Source organism: Pseudomonas sp. FG35 (assembly GCF_057809295.1).
Map to the genome: position 1 here is coordinate 287,666 of NZ_JBMDJR010000005.1, position 22,765 is coordinate 310,430.

At 62.1% G+C, this 22,765-nt stretch carries 20 protein-coding genes; 12 read left to right on the top strand and 8 right to left on the bottom strand.

Annotated elements, in window-relative coordinates; translation table 11 throughout:
- Window positions 1-47: 47 nt before the first annotated feature.
- Entirely contained in the window at window positions 48-410 is a 363-nt protein-coding gene (locus tag ACODTD_RS12655; RefSeq protein ID WP_007954453.1) for a cupin domain-containing protein, read from the bottom strand.
- A 234-nt stretch (window positions 411-644) separates the two neighbouring features.
- Here ACODTD_RS12655 and ACODTD_RS12660 point away from each other — a divergent pair, with 234 nt between their 5' ends.
- Both ACODTD_RS12660 and ACODTD_RS12665 read left to right on the top strand, forming a co-directional pair.
- A complete protein-coding gene (locus tag ACODTD_RS12660) occupies window positions 645-2,138 on the top strand; it encodes an aldehyde dehydrogenase (RefSeq protein ID WP_201818784.1) in 1,494 nt (497 codons plus the stop codon).
- 184 nt (window positions 2,139-2,322) lie between these two features.
- Window positions 2,323-3,468 carry an MFS transporter gene (locus ACODTD_RS12665; protein ID WP_285354293.1) on the top strand — a complete coding sequence of 382 codons (1,146 nt, stop codon included), beginning with the start codon at window positions 2,323-2,325 and terminating at the stop codon, window positions 3,466-3,468.
- Between the two features lie 21 nt (window positions 3,469-3,489).
- Here ACODTD_RS12665 and ACODTD_RS12670 read toward each other — a convergent pair whose 3' ends face one another.
- Both ACODTD_RS12670 and ACODTD_RS12675 read right to left on the bottom strand, forming a co-directional pair.
- On the bottom strand, window positions 3,490-5,058 hold the full coding sequence (locus tag ACODTD_RS12670; protein WP_201818788.1) for a phospholipase D family protein: 1,569 nt from the start codon (window positions 5,056-5,058) through the stop codon (window positions 3,490-3,492).
- A 60-nt stretch (window positions 5,059-5,118) separates the two neighbouring features.
- On the bottom strand, window positions 5,119-6,540 hold the full coding sequence (locus ACODTD_RS12675; protein WP_221615805.1) for an aminotransferase-like domain-containing protein: 1,422 nt from the start codon (window positions 6,538-6,540) through the stop codon (window positions 5,119-5,121).
- A gap of 179 nt (window positions 6,541-6,719) precedes the next feature.
- Here ACODTD_RS12675 and ACODTD_RS12680 point away from each other — a divergent pair, with 179 nt between their 5' ends.
- Window positions 6,720-6,965 (top strand): DUF1127 domain-containing protein, encoded by a 246-nt coding sequence (locus ACODTD_RS12680; RefSeq protein WP_201818792.1) that lies wholly within the window; start codon window positions 6,720-6,722, stop codon window positions 6,963-6,965.
- Window positions 6,966-7,001: 36 nt separating this feature from the next.
- On the opposite strand, the gene ACODTD_RS12685 is transcribed toward ACODTD_RS12680, so the two are convergent.
- Window positions 7,002-8,312, bottom strand: coding sequence for an NAD(P)/FAD-dependent oxidoreductase (locus ACODTD_RS12685; RefSeq protein WP_221615804.1), 1,311 nt, complete (start codon window positions 8,310-8,312; stop codon window positions 7,002-7,004).
- A 145-nt stretch (window positions 8,313-8,457) separates the two neighbouring features.
- Here ACODTD_RS12685 and ACODTD_RS12690 point away from each other — a divergent pair, with 145 nt between their 5' ends.
- Window positions 8,458-8,811 carry a YkgJ family cysteine cluster protein gene (locus tag ACODTD_RS12690; RefSeq protein WP_221615864.1) on the top strand — a complete coding sequence of 118 codons (354 nt, stop codon included), beginning with the start codon at window positions 8,458-8,460 and terminating at the stop codon, window positions 8,809-8,811.
- A gap of 2 nt (window positions 8,812-8,813) precedes the next feature.
- Here ACODTD_RS12690 and ACODTD_RS12695 read toward each other — a convergent pair whose 3' ends face one another.
- A complete protein-coding gene (locus ACODTD_RS12695; RefSeq protein WP_003177284.1) occupies window positions 8,814-9,302 on the bottom strand; it encodes an Lrp/AsnC ligand binding domain-containing protein in 489 nt (162 codons plus the stop codon).
- Between the two features lie 155 nt (window positions 9,303-9,457).
- Between ACODTD_RS12695 and dadA the strand changes: the two genes are divergently transcribed.
- From dadA to ACODTD_RS12725, 6 genes are all read left to right on the top strand, one after another.
- Entirely contained in the window at window positions 9,458-10,762 is a 1,305-nt protein-coding gene (gene dadA / locus ACODTD_RS12700) for a D-amino acid dehydrogenase (RefSeq protein ID WP_011336544.1), read from the top strand.
- A complete protein-coding gene (locus ACODTD_RS12705) occupies window positions 10,734-11,087 on the top strand; it encodes a RidA family protein (protein WP_039765240.1) in 354 nt (117 codons plus the stop codon). The genes dadA and ACODTD_RS12705 overlap by 29 nt, the downstream gene beginning before the upstream one ends.
- 95 nt (window positions 11,088-11,182) lie before the next feature.
- Window positions 11,183-12,256 carry an alanine racemase gene (gene alr / locus ACODTD_RS12710; protein WP_201818877.1) on the top strand — a complete coding sequence of 358 codons (1,074 nt, stop codon included), beginning with the start codon at window positions 11,183-11,185 and terminating at the stop codon, window positions 12,254-12,256.
- 88 nt (window positions 12,257-12,344) lie between these two features.
- Entirely contained in the window at window positions 12,345-12,893 is a 549-nt protein-coding gene (locus ACODTD_RS12715; RefSeq protein WP_003229444.1) for a cupin domain-containing protein, read from the top strand.
- A gap of 182 nt (window positions 12,894-13,075) precedes the next feature.
- Window positions 13,076-13,492 carry a c-type cytochrome gene (locus ACODTD_RS12720; protein ID WP_039765242.1) on the top strand — a complete coding sequence of 139 codons (417 nt, stop codon included), beginning with the start codon at window positions 13,076-13,078 and terminating at the stop codon, window positions 13,490-13,492.
- A gap of 136 nt (window positions 13,493-13,628) precedes the next feature.
- The gene (locus ACODTD_RS12725) at window positions 13,629-15,551 is read left to right on the top strand and encodes an acetyl-CoA hydrolase/transferase C-terminal domain-containing protein (protein ID WP_489104895.1); all 1,923 of its coding nucleotides are present in this window, start codon (window positions 13,629-13,631) and stop codon (window positions 15,549-15,551) included.
- Window positions 15,552-15,600: 49 nt separating this feature from the next.
- On the opposite strand, the gene ACODTD_RS12730 is transcribed toward ACODTD_RS12725, so the two are convergent.
- Together ACODTD_RS12730 and rep are read right to left on the bottom strand one after the other, a co-directional pair.
- Entirely contained in the window at window positions 15,601-16,173 is a 573-nt protein-coding gene (locus ACODTD_RS12730) for a xanthine phosphoribosyltransferase (protein ID WP_150734030.1), read from the bottom strand.
- 57 nt (window positions 16,174-16,230) lie between these two features.
- On the bottom strand, window positions 16,231-18,240 hold the full coding sequence (rep, locus tag ACODTD_RS12735) for a DNA helicase Rep (protein WP_489104896.1): 2,010 nt from the start codon (window positions 18,238-18,240) through the stop codon (window positions 16,231-16,233).
- Between the two features lie 264 nt (window positions 18,241-18,504).
- On the opposite strand from rep, the gene ACODTD_RS12740 reads away from it, so the two are divergent.
- Window positions 18,505-20,175, top strand: coding sequence for a putative bifunctional diguanylate cyclase/phosphodiesterase (locus ACODTD_RS12740; RefSeq protein WP_489104897.1), 1,671 nt, complete (start codon window positions 18,505-18,507; stop codon window positions 20,173-20,175).
- A 42-nt stretch (window positions 20,176-20,217) separates the two neighbouring features.
- Here the strand turns inward: ACODTD_RS12740 and ACODTD_RS12745 are convergent, their stop codons facing one another.
- Entirely contained in the window at window positions 20,218-21,612 is a 1,395-nt protein-coding gene (locus ACODTD_RS12745; protein WP_489104898.1) for a NorM family multidrug efflux MATE transporter, read from the bottom strand.
- A 157-nt stretch (window positions 21,613-21,769) separates the two neighbouring features.
- Between ACODTD_RS12745 and ACODTD_RS12750 the strand changes: the two genes are divergently transcribed.
- Window positions 21,770-22,690, top strand: a complete 921-nt coding sequence (locus ACODTD_RS12750; RefSeq protein ID WP_011336536.1) for a LysR substrate-binding domain-containing protein — start codon at window positions 21,770-21,772, stop codon at window positions 22,688-22,690.
- The last annotated feature ends 75 nt before the right edge of the window (window positions 22,691-22,765 follow it).

The following is a 22,765-nucleotide window of genomic DNA, read 5'->3' on the forward strand; positions in this document are numbered from 1 at the left end:
GCCCGTATCTCACGATACGGGCCTTTTTTGTTGCCTGGCGAAAGGCCTCAGGCCTTCTGTTCGAAGATCACATAGACCTTGCGGCAGGCTTCCAGCACTTCCCAGGTGCCACGGAAACCGGCCGGAATCACGAAGCGATCACCGACGCGCAGGGTCTTGGCATTGCCTTCGCCGTCACGCAGCACCGAAACGCCTTGCAGGATCTCGCAGTATTCGTGCTCGGTGTAGTTCACCGTCCACTGCCCGACCGCACCTTCCCACACGCCGACGCCCATCTGCCCGCAAGGGCTGTCGTACTGATTGAACACCGCTTGTTCGGGATCGCCCTTGAGCACTTTGGCCGGGTCCGGGCGATAGCGTTCGGCTTCGGTTGTGGTCAGGCTGATGTCGACGACGTTCTGGATGTTCATTGTTGTTTTCTCCCGTAATGACGGCGCGATGGCGTGAAAGGGCCAAAGTCTATGTTGATTAAATTGAACGCCGCAAGGCCGTATGGCGAGCTTATGTCAAATATATTGAAACAACCCCGGCCGCTGGTTTAGGGTGGCGGATGCCTTGGGCCGAAAGCAGGCTGGCCGGGCAGTATTCCTGAGGACGACCGCGACGATCGCGGCGCTCGTATTGAACAAGAGGAGGACACTCGAATGACCACCCTGACTCGTGCCGACTGGGAACAACGCGCCCGCGACCTGAAGATCGAAGGCCGCGCCTACCTCAATGGCGAGTACACCGATGCCGTCTCCGGCGAGACCTTCGAGTGCATCAGCCCGGTCGATGGCCGTCTGCTGGGCAAGATTGCCAGCTGTGACGCCGACGACGCCCAGCGCGCCGTGGAAAACGCCCGCGCCACCTTCAATTCCGGCGTGTGGTCACGCCTGGCACCGACCAAACGCAAAGCCACCATGATCCGTTTCGCCGGCCTGCTCAAGCAGCACGCCGAGGAACTGGCCCTGCTCGAAACCCTCGACATGGGCAAGCCGATCAGCGATTCGCTCTACATCGACGTGCCGGGCGCTGCGCAAGCCCTGAGCTGGAGCGGTGAGGCGATCGACAAGATCTACGATGAAGTCGCCGCCACCCCGCACGACCAACTGGGTCTGGTAACCCGCGAACCAGTGGGCGTGGTTGGCGCCATCGTGCCGTGGAACTTCCCGCTGATGATGGCCTGCTGGAAACTCGGCCCGGCCCTGTCGACCGGTAACTCGGTGATCCTCAAACCGTCGGAAAAATCCCCGCTGACCGCCATCCGCATCGCCGAACTGGCGGTCGAGGCCGGCATCCCGAAAGGCGTGCTGAACGTGCTGCCGGGCTACGGCCACACCGTCGGCAAGGCGCTCGCGCTGCATAACGACGTCGATACCCTGGTGTTCACCGGCTCCACCAAGATCGCCAAGCAGCTGATGATCTACTCCGGCGAATCGAACATGAAGCGCGTCTGGCTGGAAGCCGGCGGCAAGAGCCCGAACATCGTGTTTGCCGATGCACCGGACCTGCAGGCCGCCGCCGAATCCGCCGCCAGCGCCATCGCCTTCAACCAGGGCGAAGTCTGCACCGCAGGTTCGCGTCTGCTGGTCGAGCGTTCGATCAAGGACAAATTCCTGCCGATGGTGATCGAGGCGCTGAAAACCTGGAAACCCGGCAACCCGCTGGATCCGGCCACCAACGTTGGCGCGCTGGTCGACACCCAGCAGATGAACACCGTGCTGTCCTACATCGAGTCGGGCCACTCCGATGGCGCCAAATTGGTGGCCGGCGGCAAGCGCATTCTTCAGGAAACCGGTGGCACCTACGTCGAGCCGACGATTTTCGACGGCGTGAGCAATGCGATGAAGATTGCCCAGGAAGAAATCTTCGGCCCGGTGCTGTCGGTCATTGCGTTCGATACCGCCGAGGAAGCGATCAACATCGCCAACGACACGCCTTACGGCCTGGCGGCAGCGGTGTGGACTCAGGACATTTCCAAGGCGCACCTGACAGCCAAGGCCCTGCGGGCCGGCAGCGTGTGGGTCAACCAGTACGATGGCGGCGACATGACCGCACCGTTCGGCGGCTTCAAGCAGTCGGGCAACGGCCGTGACAAGTCGCTGCACGCGTTCGACAAATACACCGAGCTGAAGGCGACCTGGATCAAGCTGTAAATCGCTGAGGGAGCCTGCCGATGCGGGCTCCCGAACGATACAAAGATCCCTGTGGGAGCGAGCGTGCTCGCGAAAGCGGTGTATCAGTCAGCACATTTGCTGAATGTGAAACCGTTATCGCGAGCAAGCTCGCTCCCACAGTCTTTTGTGGTGCACATAAAAATTATCCACAGGAGCGTGGAACATGCGTTGGGCGACGTATTTCGCCGTGTTGGCGTCTGTCTTGAGTGTTGGCCTGGCCCTTGGGGTCAGCATGCCGCTGGTGTCGTTGCGCCTGGAGAGCTGGGGCTACGGCTCGTTCGCCATTGGCGTGATGGCGGCGATGCCGGCCATTGGCGTGTTGCTGGGGGCGAAGGTTTCCAGTCATCTGGCCGCGCGCTTCGGCACCGCGAACCTGATGCGCCTGTGCCTGTGGGCCGGGGCGTTGTCCATCGGGTTGCTGGCGCTGCTGCCGAGCTACCCGATCTGGCTGGTATTGCGGCTGATGATCGGCGTGGTTCTGACCATCGTGTTCATCCTCGGCGAGAGCTGGATCAATCAACTGGTGGTCGAGCACTGGCGCGGGCGATTGGTCGCGCTGTATGGCAGCAGTTATGCGCTGAGCCAACTGTCTGGTCCGTTGCTGTTGGGCGCACTCGGCACCGATCACGATTACGGTTTCTGGGTGGGTGTCGCTCTGCTGATCGCTTCGCCGTTTCTGCTGCTGGGCCGCAGCGGCGCGCCAAGCAGCGAGGCCAGCAGCGTGACCTTCGGCGATCTGTGGGGCTTCGCTCGCGAGCTGCCGGCCATCGCCTGGGCGGTGTCGCTGTTCGCCGCATTCGAAGCAATGATCCTGACGCTGTTGCCGGTGTATTGCCTGCAACAGGGCTTCACCGCTGAAATCGCGCTGGCGATGGTCAGCACCGTGGTGGTGGGCGATGCGCTGCTGCAATTGCCCATCGGTGCGCTGGCCGATTATCTGTCACGGCGAACCCTGTTTACCGGTTGCGCCGTGGTATTGATGTTGTCGAGTCTGGCGATTCCGATGCTGCTCGACACCTTGCTGATCTGGCCGTTGTGGGTGCTGTTCGGCGCCAGTGCGGGTGGCCTGTTCACCCTGTCGCTGATTTTGATTGGCGAGCGCTACCGCGACGATGCGCTGGTGCGCGCCAACGCGCACGTCGCGCAGCTGTGGGGCGTCGGTTGTCTGATCGGGCCGTTGATGGCGGGGGCTGGCAGTCAGTGGATCAGCGGGCATGCATTGCCGTGGCTGATGGCGGCCGGGGCGTTCGGGCTGGTGATACTGCTGTCGCGGCAAGGGGCGTTCGGCAAGGTGCCGGAGCCCGCTTGATAAGCCGGCTGGAGCGGGTTGCTACAGCATCCGCTCCAGTCCCACCGTAGTGCTGAACCACGCATTGAAGCGCCGCCACCAGTTGCCGGGCTCCTTGGTCAGCGTGTGCATCTGGCCGTTGTCCTCGGTGACCCACACCACTTTTCCGTCCTGCAATTTCGCTTCGTAGCTCAAGGCAGGAGCCATGCCTTGCAAGGCCAGTTCGCGCACGTGGGCTGCCAGTTCGGGACTGTCCACCAGCACCCCGACTTCGGTGTTCCACAGCACCGAGCGCGGGTCGAAATTGAATGAGCCGATGAACGATTTCTTCCCGTCGAAGATCATCGCCTTGCTGTGCAGGCTCGAATCCGAGCCGCGATAGGACTTGCTGTAAAACAGGTGCGGGCCGCTGCCGTCGTTATCCCCAGGCTGACGCCGGAGTTCGTAGAGCTTCACGCCATGTTCCAGCAGCGCCTTGCGATACGGCGCATAACCACCGTGCACCGCTGGCACGTCGGTGGCTTCCAGCGAGTTGGTCAGCAGGCTCACCGCCACCCCGGCATCGGCGCGGCCGGTCAAGTAGACCAGCCCCGGCTGCCCCGGCACGAAGTAGGCAGAAATCATCACCAGGTCCTTGCTGACGCCGATCAGCTCCGGCGCCAGTTGGGTCGTCAGCAGCAATTGCGGATCGGGTTCGCCCTTGGCCAGCACTTTGCTCGGTGCATCCCACAGCGCCTGGTTCCAGGCCCAGATCAGCTCTTTGCGCCAGATGTCCATGCGCGGATCGGTGCGGTAGGTCATCAGTTGCTGATACAGCGCGTGATTCTGTTTGCGGGTCTCTTCCAGGGATTCTTCCAGGCGCGTGCGGGTGTTCTGCAGGTCTTTGGCCGAGGGTTTGCTGGAGAGGAACTCGTCGATCGGCTTGCTCAGGGCGCTGTTCCAGTACTGATCGAAACTGTGCCCGAGCTGCTCGGCGACCGGCCCGACACTGAGCATGTCGATATCGGTGAAGTTCAGGTTGGGCTCGGCATCGAAGTACTCATCGCCCAGATTGCGTCCGCCGACGATGGCCGCGCTGTTGTCCGCCAGCCACAACTTGTTGTGCATCCGCCGGTGTTGCAGCGACAGATTGAACAGCCGCCCGGCCGCCCGGGTCACGCCGGTACTGCGCCCCAGGTGCAGCGGATTGAACAGACGGATCTGGATCTGCGGATGCGCCGCCAGCGTGGCGATGATCAGATCGAGGCCGTCACTGGTGGTGTCGTCCAGCAGGATCCGCACCCGCACGCCACGATCGGCCGCCTTCAGCACTTCTTCCACCAGCATTCGCGTACTGATGCCGTCATGGACGATGTAGTACTGCAAGTCGAGGCTGCGTTGCGCGTTGCGGATCAGTTCGGCGCGGGCGGTGAAAGCTTCGGTGCTGTTGGACAGCAGGCGAAAGCCGGACTGGCCCTTGTAGGGCGCCGCCTGGGCCAGGATCGAACGGCCGAAAGCGGAGTCGGAGGCCGGCAAGGCCTGGCTTGGTTCGCGCGGTACGTCGAGGGACGCACAACCGCCCAGGAACGAGGCGAGTAGCAGCAGAGCGAGTAGGGGCTGTCTGAAACTCACGTGGGATCGTTCCGGTTGGCGGCAGAGTTGGGCATATGGACGCTTTTTGCTCGGTAAAAGTCAGTCGGCCTCGGCCAGCAGTCTGATCGCTGCCGCACCGACCTTGCGCACCGCTTCTTCGATCAGCGGTGTCGGTTTGGCAGCGTAGTTCATGCGCAGGCAATTGCGGTACTTGCCCGAGGCGGAAAAGATGCTGCCGACGGCAATCTGTACGCCCTGATCGTGCAGCGCACGATTCAGTTTCAGCGTATCGAAACCGTCCGGCAATTCGACCCAGAGCATGAAGCTGCCCTGCGGGCGGCTGGCGCGGGTGCCGGCCGGGAAGTAGCGGGTCACCCAGTCGATCATTACGTCGCGGTTGCGCTGGTATTGCGTGCGCATCCGCCGCAAATGCGGTTCGAAGTGTCCGGACTTGAGAAATTCGGCGATGGCAATCTGCGGCTGGGGCGCGGTGGAACCGGTGCTGATGTATTTCATGTGCAGCACCCGCTCAAGATAACGACCCGGCGCGACCCAGCCGATGCGCAGCCCCGGCGCGAGGGTCTTGGAGAACGAACTGCACAGCAACACACGACCGTCTTCGTCGAAGGATTTGATCGTGCGCGGACGCGGGTAGGTGTAGGCCAGTTCGCCATACACGTCGTCCTCGATGATCGCCACGTCGAAGCGCTGGGCCAGGTTGAGCAGGGCGCGTTTGCGCGACTCCGGCATGATGTAGCCGAGCGGGTTGTTGCAGTTGGGCGTGAGCTGGATGACCTTGATCGGCCATTGTTCCAGTGCCAGTTCCAGCGCTTCGAGGCTGATGCCGGTGAGCGGGTCGGTGGGGATTTCCAGGGCTTTCATGCCCAGCCCTTTGAGGGTCTGCATGGCGCCGTGGAAGCTCGGCGAATCCACCGCGACGATGTCACCGGGCTCGCAGATTGCGTGGATGCTGGTAGACAGCGCTTCATGGCAACCGGTGGTGACCACCAGATCGCTGGCGCTCAACTGGCAGCCGGAATCGAGCATCAGTCGGGCAATCTGTTCGCGCAGTTCGAGGGTGCCGTGGATGTTGTCGTAATACAGACCGGGCATGTCCTGACGGCGGCTGATACGGGCCAGCCCACGCAGCAGCGGTTTCATCGTCGGCGACGAGATGTCCGGCATGCCGCGACCCAGCTGCACCACGTCCTTGCGCGGCACGGCGCGAATCAGTTCCAGCACCTGATCCCACTGGGAAATCTCCACCGGCCGCTGCGCGGGACGCCCGACTGCCGGCAGTTCAGGCAGCTCTCGACCCACTGGCACGAAGTACCCTGACTTGGGTTTCGGCGTGGCCAGGCCGCTGTCTTCCAGCATCCGATAGGCCTGCTGCACCGTGCTCAGGCTGACCCCGTGTTCGACGCTCAAGGCGCGCACCGACGGCAGTCGGTCGCCGGGGCGGTAGAAGCCTTGTTCGATGCGGGTGCCGAGCAGTTCGGCGAGATTCACATAGAGCGTCATGGCACTGCCTCGATGCAGATGATTCGTTAAACCAGTACAGATGTGGCGTAAATCGACAATTCAGTCGCAGAGACAGCAAATCTGTATGGAAATAATACAGATGTGTTGAATCTGTAATGCTTTTGCTCGCCCGCGCATCATGGAATCTCTGGCTACCCAAGTAAACAGGAGCAACGAAAATGAACGGCTTGAGCGATGTGCGGCTGACGTTACACAGTCAGGAACTGGAGGCAGGGCAACAGGACAACGCGCGCAACGAGAGCATGCGCAACGCACCGTCCGGCCTGAGTCGCTGGGACCTGTTCTGGCATCGTCTGCACACGCGCAAGGTGTTGCTGCGTCTGACACCGGAACAGCTCAAGGACATCGGGTTGACCCGGGAGCAGGCGCTGGAGGAGGGGTTGAAGCCGTTCTGGCGGGTCTAGAAAGGAGCGTTCCCACGCAGGAGCGTGGGAACGATCTCAGACCAGCTCTTTAAGCCGATGCCACAACATCCCCAACGCCAGCAGCGGCGAGCGCAGATGCTTGCCGCCGGGGAAGGTGATGTGTGGCACTTTGGCGAACAGGTCGAAGCCGCCGCTGTGTTGGCCGCTGATGGCCTCGGCCAGCAGCTTGCCTGCCAGGTGCGTGGCATTCACGCCGTGGCCGGAATAGGCCTGGGCGTAATACACATTCGGCTGATCGGCGAGCCGGCCAATCTGCGGCAGACGGTTGGCACCGATGCCGATCATCCCGCCCCACTGATAATCGATCTTCGCTGACGCGAGCTGCGGGAACACTTCAAGCATCTTCGGCCGCATGTACGCGCCGATGTCCTTCGGATCGCGCCCCGAGTAATGGCAGGCGCCGCCAAACAGCAGGCGGCGGTCGGCCGAGAGCCGGTAGTAATCGAGCGCCACCCGCTGATCGCAGACCGCCATGTTCTGCGGCAGCAGGGCGTGGGCCTGCTCTTCGCTCAGCGGTTCGGTGGCAATGATGTAGCTGCCGGCCGGCAGTACCTTGCCGCTGAGTTGCGGATTCAGCCCATTGAGATAGGCGTTGCAGCCGAGCACCAGGGTTTTTGCCCGCACCGAACCTTGCGCCGTATGTACGCGGACTTCGGGGCCGTAGTCGATGCGGGTGACCGCCGATTGCTCGAACAGCTTCACCCCGAGTTGTTGCGCCGCTGCGGCTTCGCCGAGTGCCAGGTTCAACGGGTGCAGATGCCCTGAGCCCATGTCGATCAGACCGCCGACATAGCGTCTGGAGCCGACCACAGTGTGCATTTCGTTCGCTTGCAGCAGTCGGGTTTCGTAGCGGTAACCGAGGCTGCGCAGCTCTTCGGCGTCTTCGGCAAAACCTTCAAGGTCGGAAGGTTTGTTGGCGAGGTCGCAGTAACCCCAGGTCAGGTCGCAGGGGATCTGAAATTTTTCGACGCGCTGGCGGACGATTTCCACCGCTTCCAGGCCCATGAGCTTCATCTGACGCACGCCGTCGGCGCCGATCACGTTGGCGAACTGATCGAGGCCGTGACCGACCCCGCGAATCAGTTGCCCGCCGTTGCGACCGCTGGCGCCCCAGCCGATCCGGTGCGCTTCCAGCAGCGCCACGCTCAAACCCCGTTCAGCCAATTCCAGCGCCGTGTTCAGCCCGGAGAAACCTCCACCGACCACGCACACGTCGGCGATCAGTTCACCTTTCAGCACCGGATGGTCGGGCTGCGGCAAGCTGCTGGCGGCGTAATAAGAGGCAACGTGGGGTTGGCTCGCGGTGGCTTGGGCGCGGGCATTCATGGGCGTCATCCTGAGCGGGTGTCGAGAAAATTTGACGGAGCATAAGCCGCAGGCCCGAGGCTGGGCAACATTGGTCGGCCCGTGGTGTCTGGATCACGGCTTTTGCGGCACAATTGCCGCCTATTCCGCTTCGGTTACCGCTGCAATGAGCTGCAACAGTCAGACAATCCGCACCCTGCGTCAGCAGATTCCCACGTTCGAATGCGTGCCGGGCTGCCATGACTGCTGCGGGCCGGTGACCACCTCACCCGAAGAAATGTCCCGCCTGCCGCGCAAGACGCGCGCCGAGCAGGACGCGGCCATGGACGCACTTAACTGTGTGCACCTAGGGCCGAATGGCTGCACGGTGTATGACGAGCGGCCGTTGATCTGTCGGTTGTTCGGAACGACCCAGACCTTGCCGTGCCCCAACGGCCGGCGGCCGGTGGAGCTGATTCATCCACGAGTCGAGAAACAGGTGTTCGAGTACATGGCCGAAAACCGGCAGGTGCTGGTCTGAGCTCAGTCCGGAATCGGCAGGCTCAAGCTCTCTTTCACTTCTTCCATCACGATGTAGCTCTTGGATTCGCGCACGTGCGGCAGCTTGAGCAGGATGTCGCCCAGCAGCTTGCGGTACGAGGCCATCTCGGAAATCCGCGCCTTCACCAGATAGTCGAAATCCCCTGAAACCAGATGGCATTCCAGCACGTGGGGCAATTTCAGCACCGCACGTCGGAACTCTTCGAAAGTATCGCCGGATTTGTAGTCGAGGCTGATCTCGACGAACACCAGCAGACTACCCTTCAAATGCTGGGGATTGAGGCGGGCGTTGTAGCCCATGATGATCCCCTCGCGCTCCAGGCGCCGCACCCGCTCTGTGCATGGCGTGGTGGAGAGCCCGACCTTTTCGCCCAGTTCGGTGAATGAAATCCGCCCGTCCGCCTGCAGGATCCGCAAGATGTTGCGGTCGATCTTGTCCAGCTCACGTTTGGTCTGAGTGTTGGTACGCATAGGGGATGCGCCTCCGTGAAAAGGGTTTTTGCCGAGAATTGTCGCCAAATATAGGCGCTTATACAGTGAAAAGCACTGGCAAATCTTTTTTACACTGCGCGCATCATTGCTCTGACAACACACATGCGCGGCACGCCGCGATGAGGGATACAAAAATGCGCGTTATGGTCTTGGGTAGCGGCGTCATCGGTACCGCCAGTGCTTACTATCTGGCCCGTGCCGGGTTTGAAGTGGTGGTGGTCGACCGGCAGCCCGCCGCGGCCATGGAGACCAGTTTCGCCAACGCCGGCCAGGTCTCGCCGGGCTACGCCTCGCCGTGGGCCGCGCCGGGCGTACCCCTCAAAGCCATCAAGTGGCTGCTGCAACGCCACGCACCGCTGGCGATCAAGGCCACCGCCGACATCGACCAGTACCTGTGGATGGCGCAGATGCTGCGCAACTGCACCGCCAACCGTTACGCGGTGAACAAGGAGCGCATGGTGCGTCTGTCCGAGTACAGCCGCGACTGCCTCGACGAACTGCGCGCTGAAACCGGCATCGCCTACGAAGGCCGCAGCCTCGGTACGACCCAGTTGTTCCGCACACAAGCGCAACTGGATAACGCCGCCAAGGACATCGCCGTATTGAAAGAGTCCGGCGTGCCGTTCGAAGTCCTCGACCGCGCCGGCATTGCCCGCGTCGAACCGGCGCTGGCCGGTGTCACCGACATCCTCGCCGGTGCCCTGCGCCTGCCGAACGACCAGACCGGCGACTGCCAGATCTTCACCACCCGCCTCGCCGAAATGGCCATCAAGCTCGGTGTGGAATTCCGTTTCGGTCAGGACATCCAGCGCCTCGACTTCGCCGGTGACCGCATCAACGGCGTGTGGATCGACGGCAAGCTGGAAACCGCCGACCGCTACGTGCTGGCCCTCGGCAGCTACTCCCCGCAACTGCTCAAGCCGCTGGGCATCAAGGCCCCGGTGTATCCGTTGAAGGGCTACTCGCTGACTGTGCCGATCACCAACCCGGCCATGGCCCCGACTTCGACCATTCTCGACGAGACCTATAAGGTCGCGATCACCCGTTTCGACAACCGCATCCGCGTCGGCGGCATGGCGGAGATCGCCGGTTTTGACCTGTCGCTCAACCCGCGTCGGCGCGAAACCCTGGAGATGATCGTCAACGACCTTTATCCTCAGGGCGGCAATCTGGCCGAAGCGAGTTTCTGGACCGGCCTGCGTCCAACTACCCCGGATGGCACGCCGATCGTCGGCGCCACCCCGTTCAAGAACCTGTTCCTGAACACCGGTCACGGCACCCTCGGCTGGACCATGGCGTGCGGTTCCGGTCGCTTGCTGGCCGACCTGATGGCGAAGAAAAAGCCACAGATCAGCGCCGAAGGCCTCGATATTTCCCGTTATGGCAACACCACCCAGGAGTCCGCAAAGCATGGCAATCCAGCGCCAGCTCACCAATGAGCGCATGAGTCAGATCGTCAGCCACAACGGTACGGTGTACCTGTCCGGGCAGGTCGGCGATGACTTCAACGCCGGTGTCGAACAGCAGACCCGTGACGTACTCGCCAACATCGAGCGCCTGCTCGATCTGGCCGGCACCGACAAACAGCACCTGCTGTCGGCGACGATCTACCTGAACGACATCGAGGCGCACTTTGCCGGCATGAATTCAGTGTGGGACCAGTGGCTGCCCAAAGGCGCCGCTCCGGCCCGTGCTACGGTTGAAGCGAAGATGGCCAAGCCGAGCATTCTGGTCGAGATCTCCATCGTCGCCGCGTTGCCGTAACCCGTTGTAAAGATCCCTCTCCCGGTGCTGTTGGCGGTTCACGCCGCCAGCCAGCGCCGGTTTTTATTCCCATGACCGCCAAGAAGTCTGCTGCCATGCGTCCTGCCCGTGCCCTGATCGACCTTCAAGCCCTGCGTCACAACTACCGTATCGCCCGTGAAGTCACCGGTGCCAAGGCGCTGGCGGTGATCAAGGCCGATGCCTACGGCCATGGCGCGGTACGTTGCGCCCAGGCGCTGGAGGCTGAAGCGGACGGCTTCGCGGTGGCATGCATCGAAGAAGCCCTGGAGCTGCGTGCCGCCGGGATTCGCGCGCCAGTGCTGCTGCTCGAAGGCTTTTTCGAGGCCGACGAGCTGGCGCTGATCGTCGAGCACGACTTCTGGTGCGTGGTGCATTCGCTGTGGCAGCTCGAAGCGATCGAGCAGGCGACGTTGAGCAAACCGATCACCGTGTGGCTGAAGCTCGATTCGGGCATGCACCGGGTCGGCCTGCATCCGAAGGATTACCCGGCGGCTTACCAGCGTTTGCTGGCCAGCGGCAACGTGGCGAAAGTCGTGCTGATGAGTCACTTCGCCCGGGCCGATGAGTTGCACGAGCAGAGCAGCGCCGATCAGGTTGCAGTGTTCGAAGCTGCGCGTCAGGGCCTGGCGGCCGAAGTCAGCCTGCGCAATTCGCCGGCGGTGCTGGGCTGGCCGCAGATTCACAGCGACTGGGTGCGTCCGGGCATCATGCTCTACGGCGCTACCCCGTTCGAAGAAGCCAATGCCGTGGCCGAGCGCCTGCAACCGGTGATGACCCTGGAGTCGAAAGTCATCAGCGTGCGCGAATTGCCGGCCGGCGAACCGGTGGGTTACGGTGCGAAATTCATCACCGACAAACCGATGCGCATCGGCGTGGTTGCCATGGGTTATGCCGACGGTTACCCGCGTCAGGCACCGACCGGCACGCCGGTGCTGGTGGCCGGCCAGCGCAGCCGCATTCTTGGCCGGGTGTCGATGGACATGCTGTGCATCGACCTGACCGATGTGCCGCAAGCCGGCCTCGGTTCGACCGTCGAGTTGTGGGGCAAGAACATCCTCGCCAGCGACGTGGCGAAGTGGGCGGACACCATTCCGTACCAGATTTTCTGCAACCTGCGGCGGGTGCCAAGGCTCTATTCCGAGGGTTGACGCGCAAGCGGGGCCCAAGTGTTGTAAATACTGAACGCTGTCGCCATGATAACGCTCAATATTTCTACAACATCAGGAGGCTCCAGCCTTGGACGTCGGTGAACGACTGCAATCGATCCGCAAGCTCAAAGGGCTTTCCCAGCGTGAACTCGCCAAGCGCGCGGGCGTCACCAACAGCACCATTTCGATGATCGAAAAGAACAGCGTCAGCCCTTCGATCAGTTCGCTGAGGAAAGTTCTGGGCGGGATTCCCATGTCCATGGTTGAGTTCTTTTCCGAAGAAATCCTGCAGGAAAAACCGACCCAGATCGTCTACAAGGCCAACGAGCTGATCGACATTTCCGACGGCGCCGTGACCATGAAACTGGTCGGCCGCGCGCACCCGAGCCGGGCCATCGCGTTCCTCAATGAAATCTACCCGCCGGGCGCGGATACCGGCGAGGAAATGCTCACCCACGAAGGCGAGGAAACCGGGATTCTGGTGGAAGGGCGCCTGGAGCTGGTGGTGGGCCTTGAAACTTTTATCCTCGAAGCCGGCGACAGCTACTACTTTGAAAGTACCAAGCCGCATCGTTTCCGCAATCCGTTCGATGCACCGGCGCGACTAATCAGCGCAGCCACGCCGGCGAATTTTTAAACAAAGAGGCGCCAGGCCATACCGGCGAAGGCACCCGAAACGTTTTTCCACAGCGCGATATAACCCCTTCGACTTTGGGGTTGTTTCAGTGAAGCGGGCTAACCGCTATACTTGCGCCCGCCTGCGAACCGTGGCCGCAGGCGTGAATAGCCACCATTGAGGGTGAACGCGTGAACCTAATTATGAAAATGCTGGCTGCACCAGCAACCGTACTGGCCCTCTGGGCTGTCAGCGCTCAAGCTGCGACGAATGACGACATTGCCAAACGCCTTGAGCCGGTCGGCCAGGTGTGTGTTCAAGGGCAAGAGTGCAAGGGGATGGAAGTCGCTGCTTCGGCAGGCGGCGGTGGCGGCGCCAAGACGCCGGACGAAGTGATTGCCAAACATTGCAACGCTTGCCACGGCTCCGGCCTGTTGGGCGCGCCGAAAATCGGTGACACCGCGGCCTGGAAAGAGCGCGCCGATCACCAGGGCGGCCTCGACGGCATCCTGGCCAAGGCCATCACCGGCATCAACTCCATGCCGCCGAAAGGCACCTGCGCCGACTGCTCCGATGAAGAGCTGAAGGGCGCCATTCAGAAGATGTCCGGCCTGAAATAAGCCGCGCTTCTGACGAAAAAAACCGTCTCCGGACGGTTTTTTTGTGCCCGCGGTTCAGGCCTGAGGCTGTTCTTTGCAGCAAACAACCGGCAATCTCGGTCGTACCTCTATTCACGGAACGGGCAGGAGGCTTCAGATGGTGCAGTTGTGTTCTATCGAACAGGCTGTGGACGACGTGCTGGCGCGGTTGCCGGCGCACATCCACATGGGTCTGCCGCTGGGGCTGGGCAAACCCAATCCCTTCGTCAACGCGCTGTACCGGCGGGTCGCCGGATTGCCCGAACGTCAGCTGACGATCTACACCGCCCTGTGCCTCGGCCGCCCGACCCTGGGCGATGGTTTGCAGAAGCGCTTCATCGAGCCCTTCGTCGAGCGGGTGTTCGGTGATTACCCGGAACTGGAATTCCTCGCCGATCTGCACCGCGATAGTCTGCCGGCCAACATCCGCATCGAGCAGTTCTTCATGCAGCCGGGCAGCCTGCTCAACAGCGCGCCGGCCCAGCAGGATTACGTCAGCAGCAATTACAGCCACGCCGCCCGCGACATCAACGCCGCCGGCCTGAACCTGGTGGCGCAGTTGCTCGCCAGCAGCAGCGAACATCCGGATCGTCTTAGCCTGAGCTGCAACCCGGACATCACCCTCGACCTGTTCCCGATGATCGCCAAACGCCGGGCGGCGGGGGAGACCATTCTGCTGGTCGGCCAGGTGCACACCGAGTTGCCGTACATGCCGGGCGACGCCGAAGTCGACATCGATACCTTCGACCTGCTGATCGACGAGAAGGACAGCAGCACACTATTTTCCACGCCGAACATGCCTGTCGGCTTTCAGGATCACTTCATCGGATTGCACGCCAGTACCTTGGTGCGCGATGGCGGCACCTTGCAGATCGGCATCGGTTCAATGGGCGACGCGTTGACCGCCGCATTGCTGGCGCGTCAGGCCGACAACGCCGGTTACCAGGCCTTGCTGGCCGATGTGAACCTCAGCCAGTGGGCACAGTTGATCGAACGCGAGGGCGGTGTCGAGCCATTCGCCAAGGGCCTGTACGGCTGCAGCGAAATGTTTGTCAACGGCCTGCTGGTGCTGGCCGAAGCCGGGATCATCCGGCGCAAGGTTTACCCGGATGTGCAGACCCAGCAGCAGGCCAACGCCGGGACCCTCGACGAGTCTGCGCAAACCGACGGCCTGTCGATCCATGGCGGTTTCTTCCTTGGGCCGCGCAGTTTCTATGAGCGCTTGCGTGAGTTGCCGCTGAGCAAACGCCTCGAATTCAACATGACCCGCATCAGCTATATCAACGAGCTGTACGGTCAGGAAGAGCTCAAACGCCTGCAGCGTCTGGATGCGCGGTTCATCAACACCGTGTTCACCATGACCCTGCTGGGTGCCGGGGTGGCGGATCAGCTGGAAGACGGGCGAGTGCTCAGCGGCGTCGGCGGGCAGTACAACTTCGTCGCTCAGGGCCATGCCCTGCACGATGCGCGGTCGATTCTGCTGCTGCGCAGCTGGCGCGAATCCGGCGGTGACGTCAGTTCGAACATCGTCTGGGAATACGGCCATTGCACGATTCCACGGCACCTGCGCGATATCGTGGTCACCGAGTACGGCATCGCCGATCTGCGTGGCAAGTCGGATGCGGTGGTGATCGAGGCGCTGCTCAATATCAGCGACTCCCGCTTCCAGCAGGGCCTGATCGAACAGGCGCAGAAGGTCGGCAAGCTGCCGAAGGATTTCCGTCTCGATCCGCGCTTTACCGACAACACCCCGCACCGCTTGCAGGCGATTGCCGCGGGGCATTCGAACCTGTTTCCGGAGTATCCGCTGGGCTGCGATTTCACGGAGGTCGAGAAGGATCTGTTGCGGGCGCTGAACTGGCTCAAGAGCAAGTTCAAGCTGACGGAGATTCTGGAGCTGGGCAAGGCAGCGCTGGATGCGCCTGAGGCTTCGCTGTATCCGGAGCATCTTGAGCGGATGCAACTCACGAACCCGGAAGGTCTGAAGGAAGACCTGTTTCAGCGGTTGTTGCTTACTGGCCTGAAGGCCACCGCGCAGTAGCATCCGCCGCATCCCGGGGATGCGGCGGCAAGCTTGTGCTTTTCAGCGATTAGTCGATGAAGGTAACCACGCCATCCTTCAGCGACTTCACGCGAGCCAGCGACTCGACGCGGTAACCCTGCGAATCCAGTTCCGCACGGCCTCCCTGGAACGATTTCTCGATCACGATGCCCAGGCCAGCGACGGTGGCGCCGGCCTGCTTGATGATCGAGATCAGCGCCTGGGACGCCTTACCGTTGGCCAGGAAGTCGTCGATGATCAGCACACGGTCGCTGCTGGTCAGGTGGCGCGGGGAGATGGCCACGGTGCTTTCGGTTTTCTTGGTGAACGAGTAAACGGTCGCCGACAGCAGGTTTTCAGTCAGGGTCAGGGACTGTTGCTTGCGGGCGAAGATCACCGGCACGCCGAGGTTCAGACCGGTCATGATCGCCGGGGCGATGCCCGAGGCTTCGATGGTGACGATCTTGGTGATGCCCGAATCCTTGAACAGCGTGGCGAATTCGTCGCCGATCAGCTTCATCAGGGCCGGGTCGATCTGGTGGTTCAGGAAGGCGTCGACCTTCAGGACCTGGTCGGAAAGCACAATGCCTTGTTCGCGGATTTTCTGGTGCAATGCTTCCATGAAGCTGTCCTCATTTGACGCTTTGTGCGTCGAAGGTCTAGTAAAAAGTGGTCAATTCTAGCGCTTTAACATCGCGCGTATATCAGCCAGTGCGCTGTTGCCCCGCACGGCTTTGACTTCGGTCGGTGTGTCGTCGTTGCCTTCCCAGGCCAGGTCGTCCGGGGGCAGCTCATCGAGGAAGCGGCTGGGCGCGCAGTCGATGATCTCGCCGTACTGTTTGCGCTTGGCGGCGAAGGTGAATGCCAGGGTCTGGCGCGCGCGGGTGATGCCCACGTAGGCCAGGCGGCGTTCTTCTTCGATGGTGTCGGCTTCGATGCTGGAGCGGTGCGGGAGGATTTCCTCTTCCATGCCCATGATGAACACGTAAGGGAATTCCAGGCCCTTGGACGCATGCAAGGTCATCATCTGCACGCCTTCGGCACCCTCTTCCTCTTCCTGCTGACGTTCCAGCATGTCACGCAGGACGAGTTTGCCGATGGCGTCCTCGACGGTCATTTCGCCGTCTTCGTCTTTTTCCAGGGTGTTCTTCAAGGCTTCGATCAGGAACCAGACGTTGCTCATCCGGTAGTCCGCGGCCTTGTCGCTGGAACTGTTGGTGCGCAGCCAGTTCTCGTAGTCGATGTCCATGACCATGCTGCGCAGGGCGGAGATCGGGTCTTCGCCGGCGCACTGCTCGCGCACCTTGTCCATGAAGCGCTTGAAGCGCGACAGGCGGTCGGTGAAGCGGCTGTCCAGATGCTCGCCCAGGCCGAGTTCATCGGTGGCGGCGTACATCGAGATCTTGCGTTCGGTGGCGTAGTTGCCGAGTTTTTCCAGGGTCGTCGAGCCGATTTCCCGGCGCGGCACGTTGATCACCCGCAGGAAGGCGTTGTCGTCGTCCGGGTTCACGATCAGGCGGAAGTAGGCCATCAGGTCTTTCACTTCCTGACGGCCGAAGAAGCTGTTGCCGCCGCTCAGACGGTACGGCACCTGATGGTGCTGCAGTTTCAGCTCGATCAGCTTGGCCTGGTAGTTGCCGCGATAGAGGATCGCGAAATCGCTGTACGGGCGGTCGGTGCGCAAGTGCAGGCTGAGGATTTCCATGGCCACGCGTTCGGCTTCGGCGTCCTCGTTGCGGCAGCGGATCACGCGGATCTCGTCGCCGTGGCCCATCTCACTCCACAGCTGCTTCTCGAATTCGTGCGGGTTGTTCGAGATCAGCACGTTGGCGCAGCGCAGGATGCGGCTGGTGGAGCGGTAGTTCTGCTCGAGCATCACCACTTTCAGGGACGGGTAGTCGTCCTTGAGCAGCATCAGGTTTTCCGGCCGCGCGCCGCGCCAGGCGTAGATCGACTGGTCGTCGTCGCCTACCACGGTGAACTGGTTGCGCTTGCCAATGAGCATTTTCACCAGCAGGTACTGGCTGGCGTTGGTGTCCTGGTATTCGTCGACCAGCAGGTAACGCACCTTGTTCTGCCACTTTTCGAGGATGTCGGTGTGTTCTTCGAAGAGTTTCACCGGCAGCAGGATCAGGTCGTCGAAGTCCACCGCGTTGAACGCCTTGAGCGTGCGCTGGTAGTGGGTGTAGACGATGGCGGCGGTCTGTTCCTTGGGGTTGCGGGCGTTTTCCAGGGCCTGGGCCGGCAGAATCAGGTCGTTTTTCCAGGCGCCGATCATGTTCTTGATCTCGTCGACGCCGTCGTCGCCTGCATATTCCTTCTGCATGATGTCGGTCATCAGCGACTTGACGTCGGTTTCGTCGAAGATCGAGAAACCGGGTTTGTAGCCCAGCCGTTCATGTTCCTTGCGGATGATGTTCAGGCCCAGGTTGTGGAAGGTGCAGACCGTCAGCCCGCGTCCTTCACCTGGACGCAGCAGGGTGCCGACCCGCTCCTTCATCTCGCGCGCGGCCTTGTTGGTGAAGGTCATGGCGACGATGTACTGGGCGCGGATGCCGCAGTTCTGGATCAGATGCGCAATCTTGCGCGTGATCACGCTGGTCTTGCCGGAGCCAGCACCGGCGAGCACCAATAGAGGGCCGCCGACGTAGTTCACGGCTTCTTGCTGCCGGGGATTGAGTCGGGACATACGAAAATTCGGGAGTCGTTGACGAAATGGGCCGGCATTTTAACAGGCTCAGCGATTTGTGCTGCTCTCTCCGACTTGTGACGCAGCACGCGATTCAAATTTGCCGGTTTTGTTACTTTCACGCAGGATGCGCGGTGATTTTGCGGCTAATGTTCTCATTCGTGACACAAAATAACGTTTTGCTTACCGTTGTCGTTTGGTCATTGGTTGCCGCAACGGCATAATGCCCGCCGCCCACATCATTGCAGAGTCTAGGGAGTCAGCTTGACTACGCCTGTCGAACCCTTGCGTTTGCTGCTACTGGCCGAAGAGCCAGCGTGGACAGCGTTATTGCGCGAGTGTCTGGCTCCGTTGGGGAGTGCGGCGGTGCTGATCAGCGCGCCGAGCTGGGAGTCGGTCAGCAGCCTGTTCGAAGACAACCGCCATGCGGTGCTGTTGACCGTTCCCGCGTTGCAGCCGGCGCCCGGCCGTTGCAGCCTGCCGACAGTGTTGCTGCTGGAGCACGAACCGGCAACCGCGCCCGACGGCGTCAGCGACTGGCTGGTGTTCGATGCCCTCGATACCGACATGCTCCGGCGTTGCCTGCGGCATGTGCGCGAACGCGGCGTGCTGGAAAACACCCTGCAACGCCTGGCCGAGCAGGATCCGCTGACCGGCATCGCCAATCGTCAGGGCTTCCAGACCCTGCTCACGGCGCGTCTCGCCGAAAACGACGGCCGCGGCCTGGCCCTCGGGCACCTCGATCTCGACAACTTCCGCCACGCCAACGATGCTCTCGGCCACCAGGCCGGCGACCGCCTGATCCTGCAAGTCGTCGCACGGCTGAAAAGTCAGCTGGAAATCGGCGATCAACTGGCGCGCCTCGGCAGCGACGAATTCGCCCTGCTGATCGACACTCGCCGCGCCCCGCAACGGGCAGAATGGATGGCCGAACGCATCACCGAAGCGCTGGCTGAACCTTACTGGGTCGATGGCGAAAGCCTGCTGATCGGCTCCAGCCTCGGCATCGCCCATGCGCGGGCCCAGGGCGGCGCCGATCCGTTGATGTGGCACGCGCACATCGCCATGCAGCAGGCCAAGAGCACTCAGGGCTGCACTTTTCACATCTTCAACGAGCGGATCAACCGCAACGCGCGGAGCATGGCCGACCTCGAAAGCGAGCTGCGCCGGGCTTTGCGTCGCGATGAATTGGAGCTGCATTACCAGCCGCGCCTGAACCTGCAGGACGGCCAGATCGTCGGCCTCGAAGCGCTGGTGCGCTGGCGTCACAGTGAGCGCGGCCTGCTGCCGCCGAGTGAATTCGTGCCGCTGGCCGAGCAGAGCGGTCTGATCGTGCCGCTGGGTTACTGGGTGATTTCCCGGGCCCTGCGCGACATGCAGGCGTTGCGCGAGCGCGGACTGCCGGCGCTGCACATGGCGATCAACCTGTCGTTTCGCCAGTTTCAGGACAGTCAGTTGCTGCCGACGCTCAGTCGTCTGATCGCCGAGCGCGGCGTCGAGGCGCAGTGGCTGGAATTCGAACTCACCGAAACCGCCGTGATGCGCCGCAGCGATCTGGTCAAGCAGACCATGGACGCCCTCGGTCGCCTCGGCGTGCGTTTTTCGCTGGATGATTTCGGCACCGGGTTCTCATCGTTCGTGCACCTCAACAGCCTGCCGATCACCTTGCTGAAGATCGACAAGAGCTTCGTCGGCGGCATGGAGCAGCGCGAAGAGAACCGCAAACTGGTGCACGCGATGATCAATCTTGCGCACAACCTGCACCTGGAAGTGGTGGCCGAAGGGGTGGAAACCCGGGAGCAACTGGATCTGTTGCGCGGGTTCGGCTGCGATCAGGTGCAGGGTTACCTGATCAGCAAGCCGCTGCCGTTGGCGGAACTGGTTGAATATCTGGTGGTTGACGCCAGCCAGCCGCCGCTGGGTATCGTGGTTTAGCCTCAAATCCCTGTGGGAGCGAGCTTGCTCCCACAGGGAAACTCATTCCGGCTGAGCGATCTTGAAACCTTGAGATTGCGGCTCAAGCCGAATCATTCGCTTCATCTTCCATTCGAACGCCAGCGTCAAGCTCACCGCCGCACAGGCCAGCCCCAGCGCCAGACCCCACCAGACGCCGGTCGGCCCCCAGTGCAGATGAAACGCCATCAGCCACGCCGCCGGCGCGCCGATCAGCCAGTAGCAAACAAGCCCGACCAGGAATGTGGTCTTGGCATCCTTGAGCCCGCGGATGCAGCCCATGGCAATCGTCTGCGTGCCGTCGAACAGCTCGAACCAGGCCGCCACGGCCAGCAGGCTCACGGCCAGACGAATCACTTCGGCAAACGCCGGGTCGTTATGGTCGAGGAACAAACCGACCAACTGATTCGGCAGCAACCAGAACACCATCGCAAACCCCAGCATCACCACTGCACCGAAGACGATGCCGACCCGCCCGGACATCCGCGCATCACTCAATTGCCCGGCGCCGTAATGCTGGCCGACACGCATGGTGATCGCATACGACATCCCCGCCGGCACCATGAACGCCACCGAGACGATTTGCAGGGCGATCTGGTGCGCCGCCAGTTGCGTGCTGCCCATGGTGCCCATGCACAGCGCCGCGAAGGCGAACAGCCCGACTTCCACCGCGTAGGTCCCGCCGATCGGCAGGCCCAGGCGCCAGAGTTCTTTCAGGTACTGCCGGTTTGGCCGCGACAGACCCTCGCGCAACGGGTAGGCGTCGTAGGCCGGATGCCGACGGATATGCCAGGCCAGCGCCAGTGCCATGCAGTTGGCGACAATCGCCGTGACCAGGCCGATACCGGTCAGCCCGAGTTTCGGCAGGCCGAACAGGCCGGTGATCAGCGCGTAGTTGAGCAGGAAGTTGGCCACCGTGCCGGCGAGGCTGATGACCATCACCGGTGTCGCCCGGCCGATGGCGCTGGTGAAACCGCGCAGGGCCATGAAGCTCAGGTAGCCGGGCAGGGCGAATGGCAGGGCGATCAGAAACTGCCCGGCGGCGTTGACGTTGGTCTCGGTCTGGCCGAACAGCAACAGCACCGGTTTCAGGTTCCACAACAGCAACCCGGCACCGAGCGCCATCAGCCACGCCAGCCACAGCCCGGCCTGAGTCAGGCGGGCGGCGCCGATGATGTCGCCGGCGCCCTGACGAATCGCCACCAGAGTGCCGACCGCCGCGATCACGCCGATGCAGAAAATAGACACGAATGAATAAGTGGCCGCGCCCAGACCACCGCCGGCCAGCGCTTCGGGACTGAGGCGCGCCATCATCAGGGTATCGGTCAGCACCATCAGCATGTGCGCCAACTGCGAGGCGATCAACGGCCCCGCCAGCCGCAGGATGGCCCAGAGTTCGGTACGCACAGGACGCTGCATGTTTTCACATCCTTTTAAAAGAGGGGGCAAGAGACCGTCGATTCTCAGGGTTTGGCGCAGGTTGCACAAAGGGATAAAAAGGATGGGTGGCATGATTAAAACTCATCCTGCCGCGATTCTGCTAAGTTGACGCAATCCCGCCATTGGAGCGTTGTGCATGTCCCGTCGTCTTCCACCCTTGTATGCCCTGCGCGCATTCGAAGCGGCGGCCCGCCACAGTTCGTTCACCCGGGCGGCTGAAGAATTGTCGATTACCCAGAGTGCGGTGAGCCGGCACATCCGTACGCTCGAAGAGCACTTCGCCTGCCGCTTGTTCCACCGCAGCGGGCGCAACCTGCAACTGACCGAGTCGGCGCGCCTGCTGCTGCCGGGCATCCGCGAAGGCTTCGCCGCGCTGGAGCGAGCCTGCAATACCTTGCGCGCCGAAGATGACATCCTGCGCATGAAAGCCCCGTCGACCCTGACCATGCGCTGGTTGCTGGCGCGGCTCAGTCGCTTCCGGCATTTGCAGCCCGGCAATGAGGTGCAACTGACCAGTGCGTGGATGGATGTGGATTCGGTGGACTTCAACAACGAGCCCTTCGATTGCGCAGTATTGCTGAGCGACGGGCATTTTCCGCTGGACTGGGAAGCCAGTCTGCTGTTTCCCGAAGAGCTGATTCCGGTCGGCGCGCCGAACCTGCTCAACGATCAGCCCTGGGATGTGGCGCGACTGGCCAGCGCCGAGTTGTTGCACCCGACGCCGGATCGCCGGGACTGGCGTAGCTGGCTGGAGCACATGGGGCTGTCGGATCAGGTGTCGCTCAAGGGCGGGCAAGTGTTCGATACCCTGGAACTGGGCATGATCGCGGCGGCCCGGGGCTATGGGGTGTCCATGGGCGATCTGCTGATGGTGGCCGAGGATGTCGCGCAAGGACGCCTGAGTCTGCCGTGGCCAACGGCGGTCGCCAGCGGACTGAATTATTACCTGGTGTGGCCAAAGACCCGTCCTGGAGGTGAACGTTTGCGCCGCCTCAGCGACTTTCTGCAAAACGAAGTGCGCGCCATGGCGCTGCCGGCGGTCACGCGCTTGAGCTGAATCGTTCGAGCCTGCACAATGCCGGCCTTTCGCCATAACCCTGTTTTTCGCTCAAGTATTCGGTTTTACCGCCGA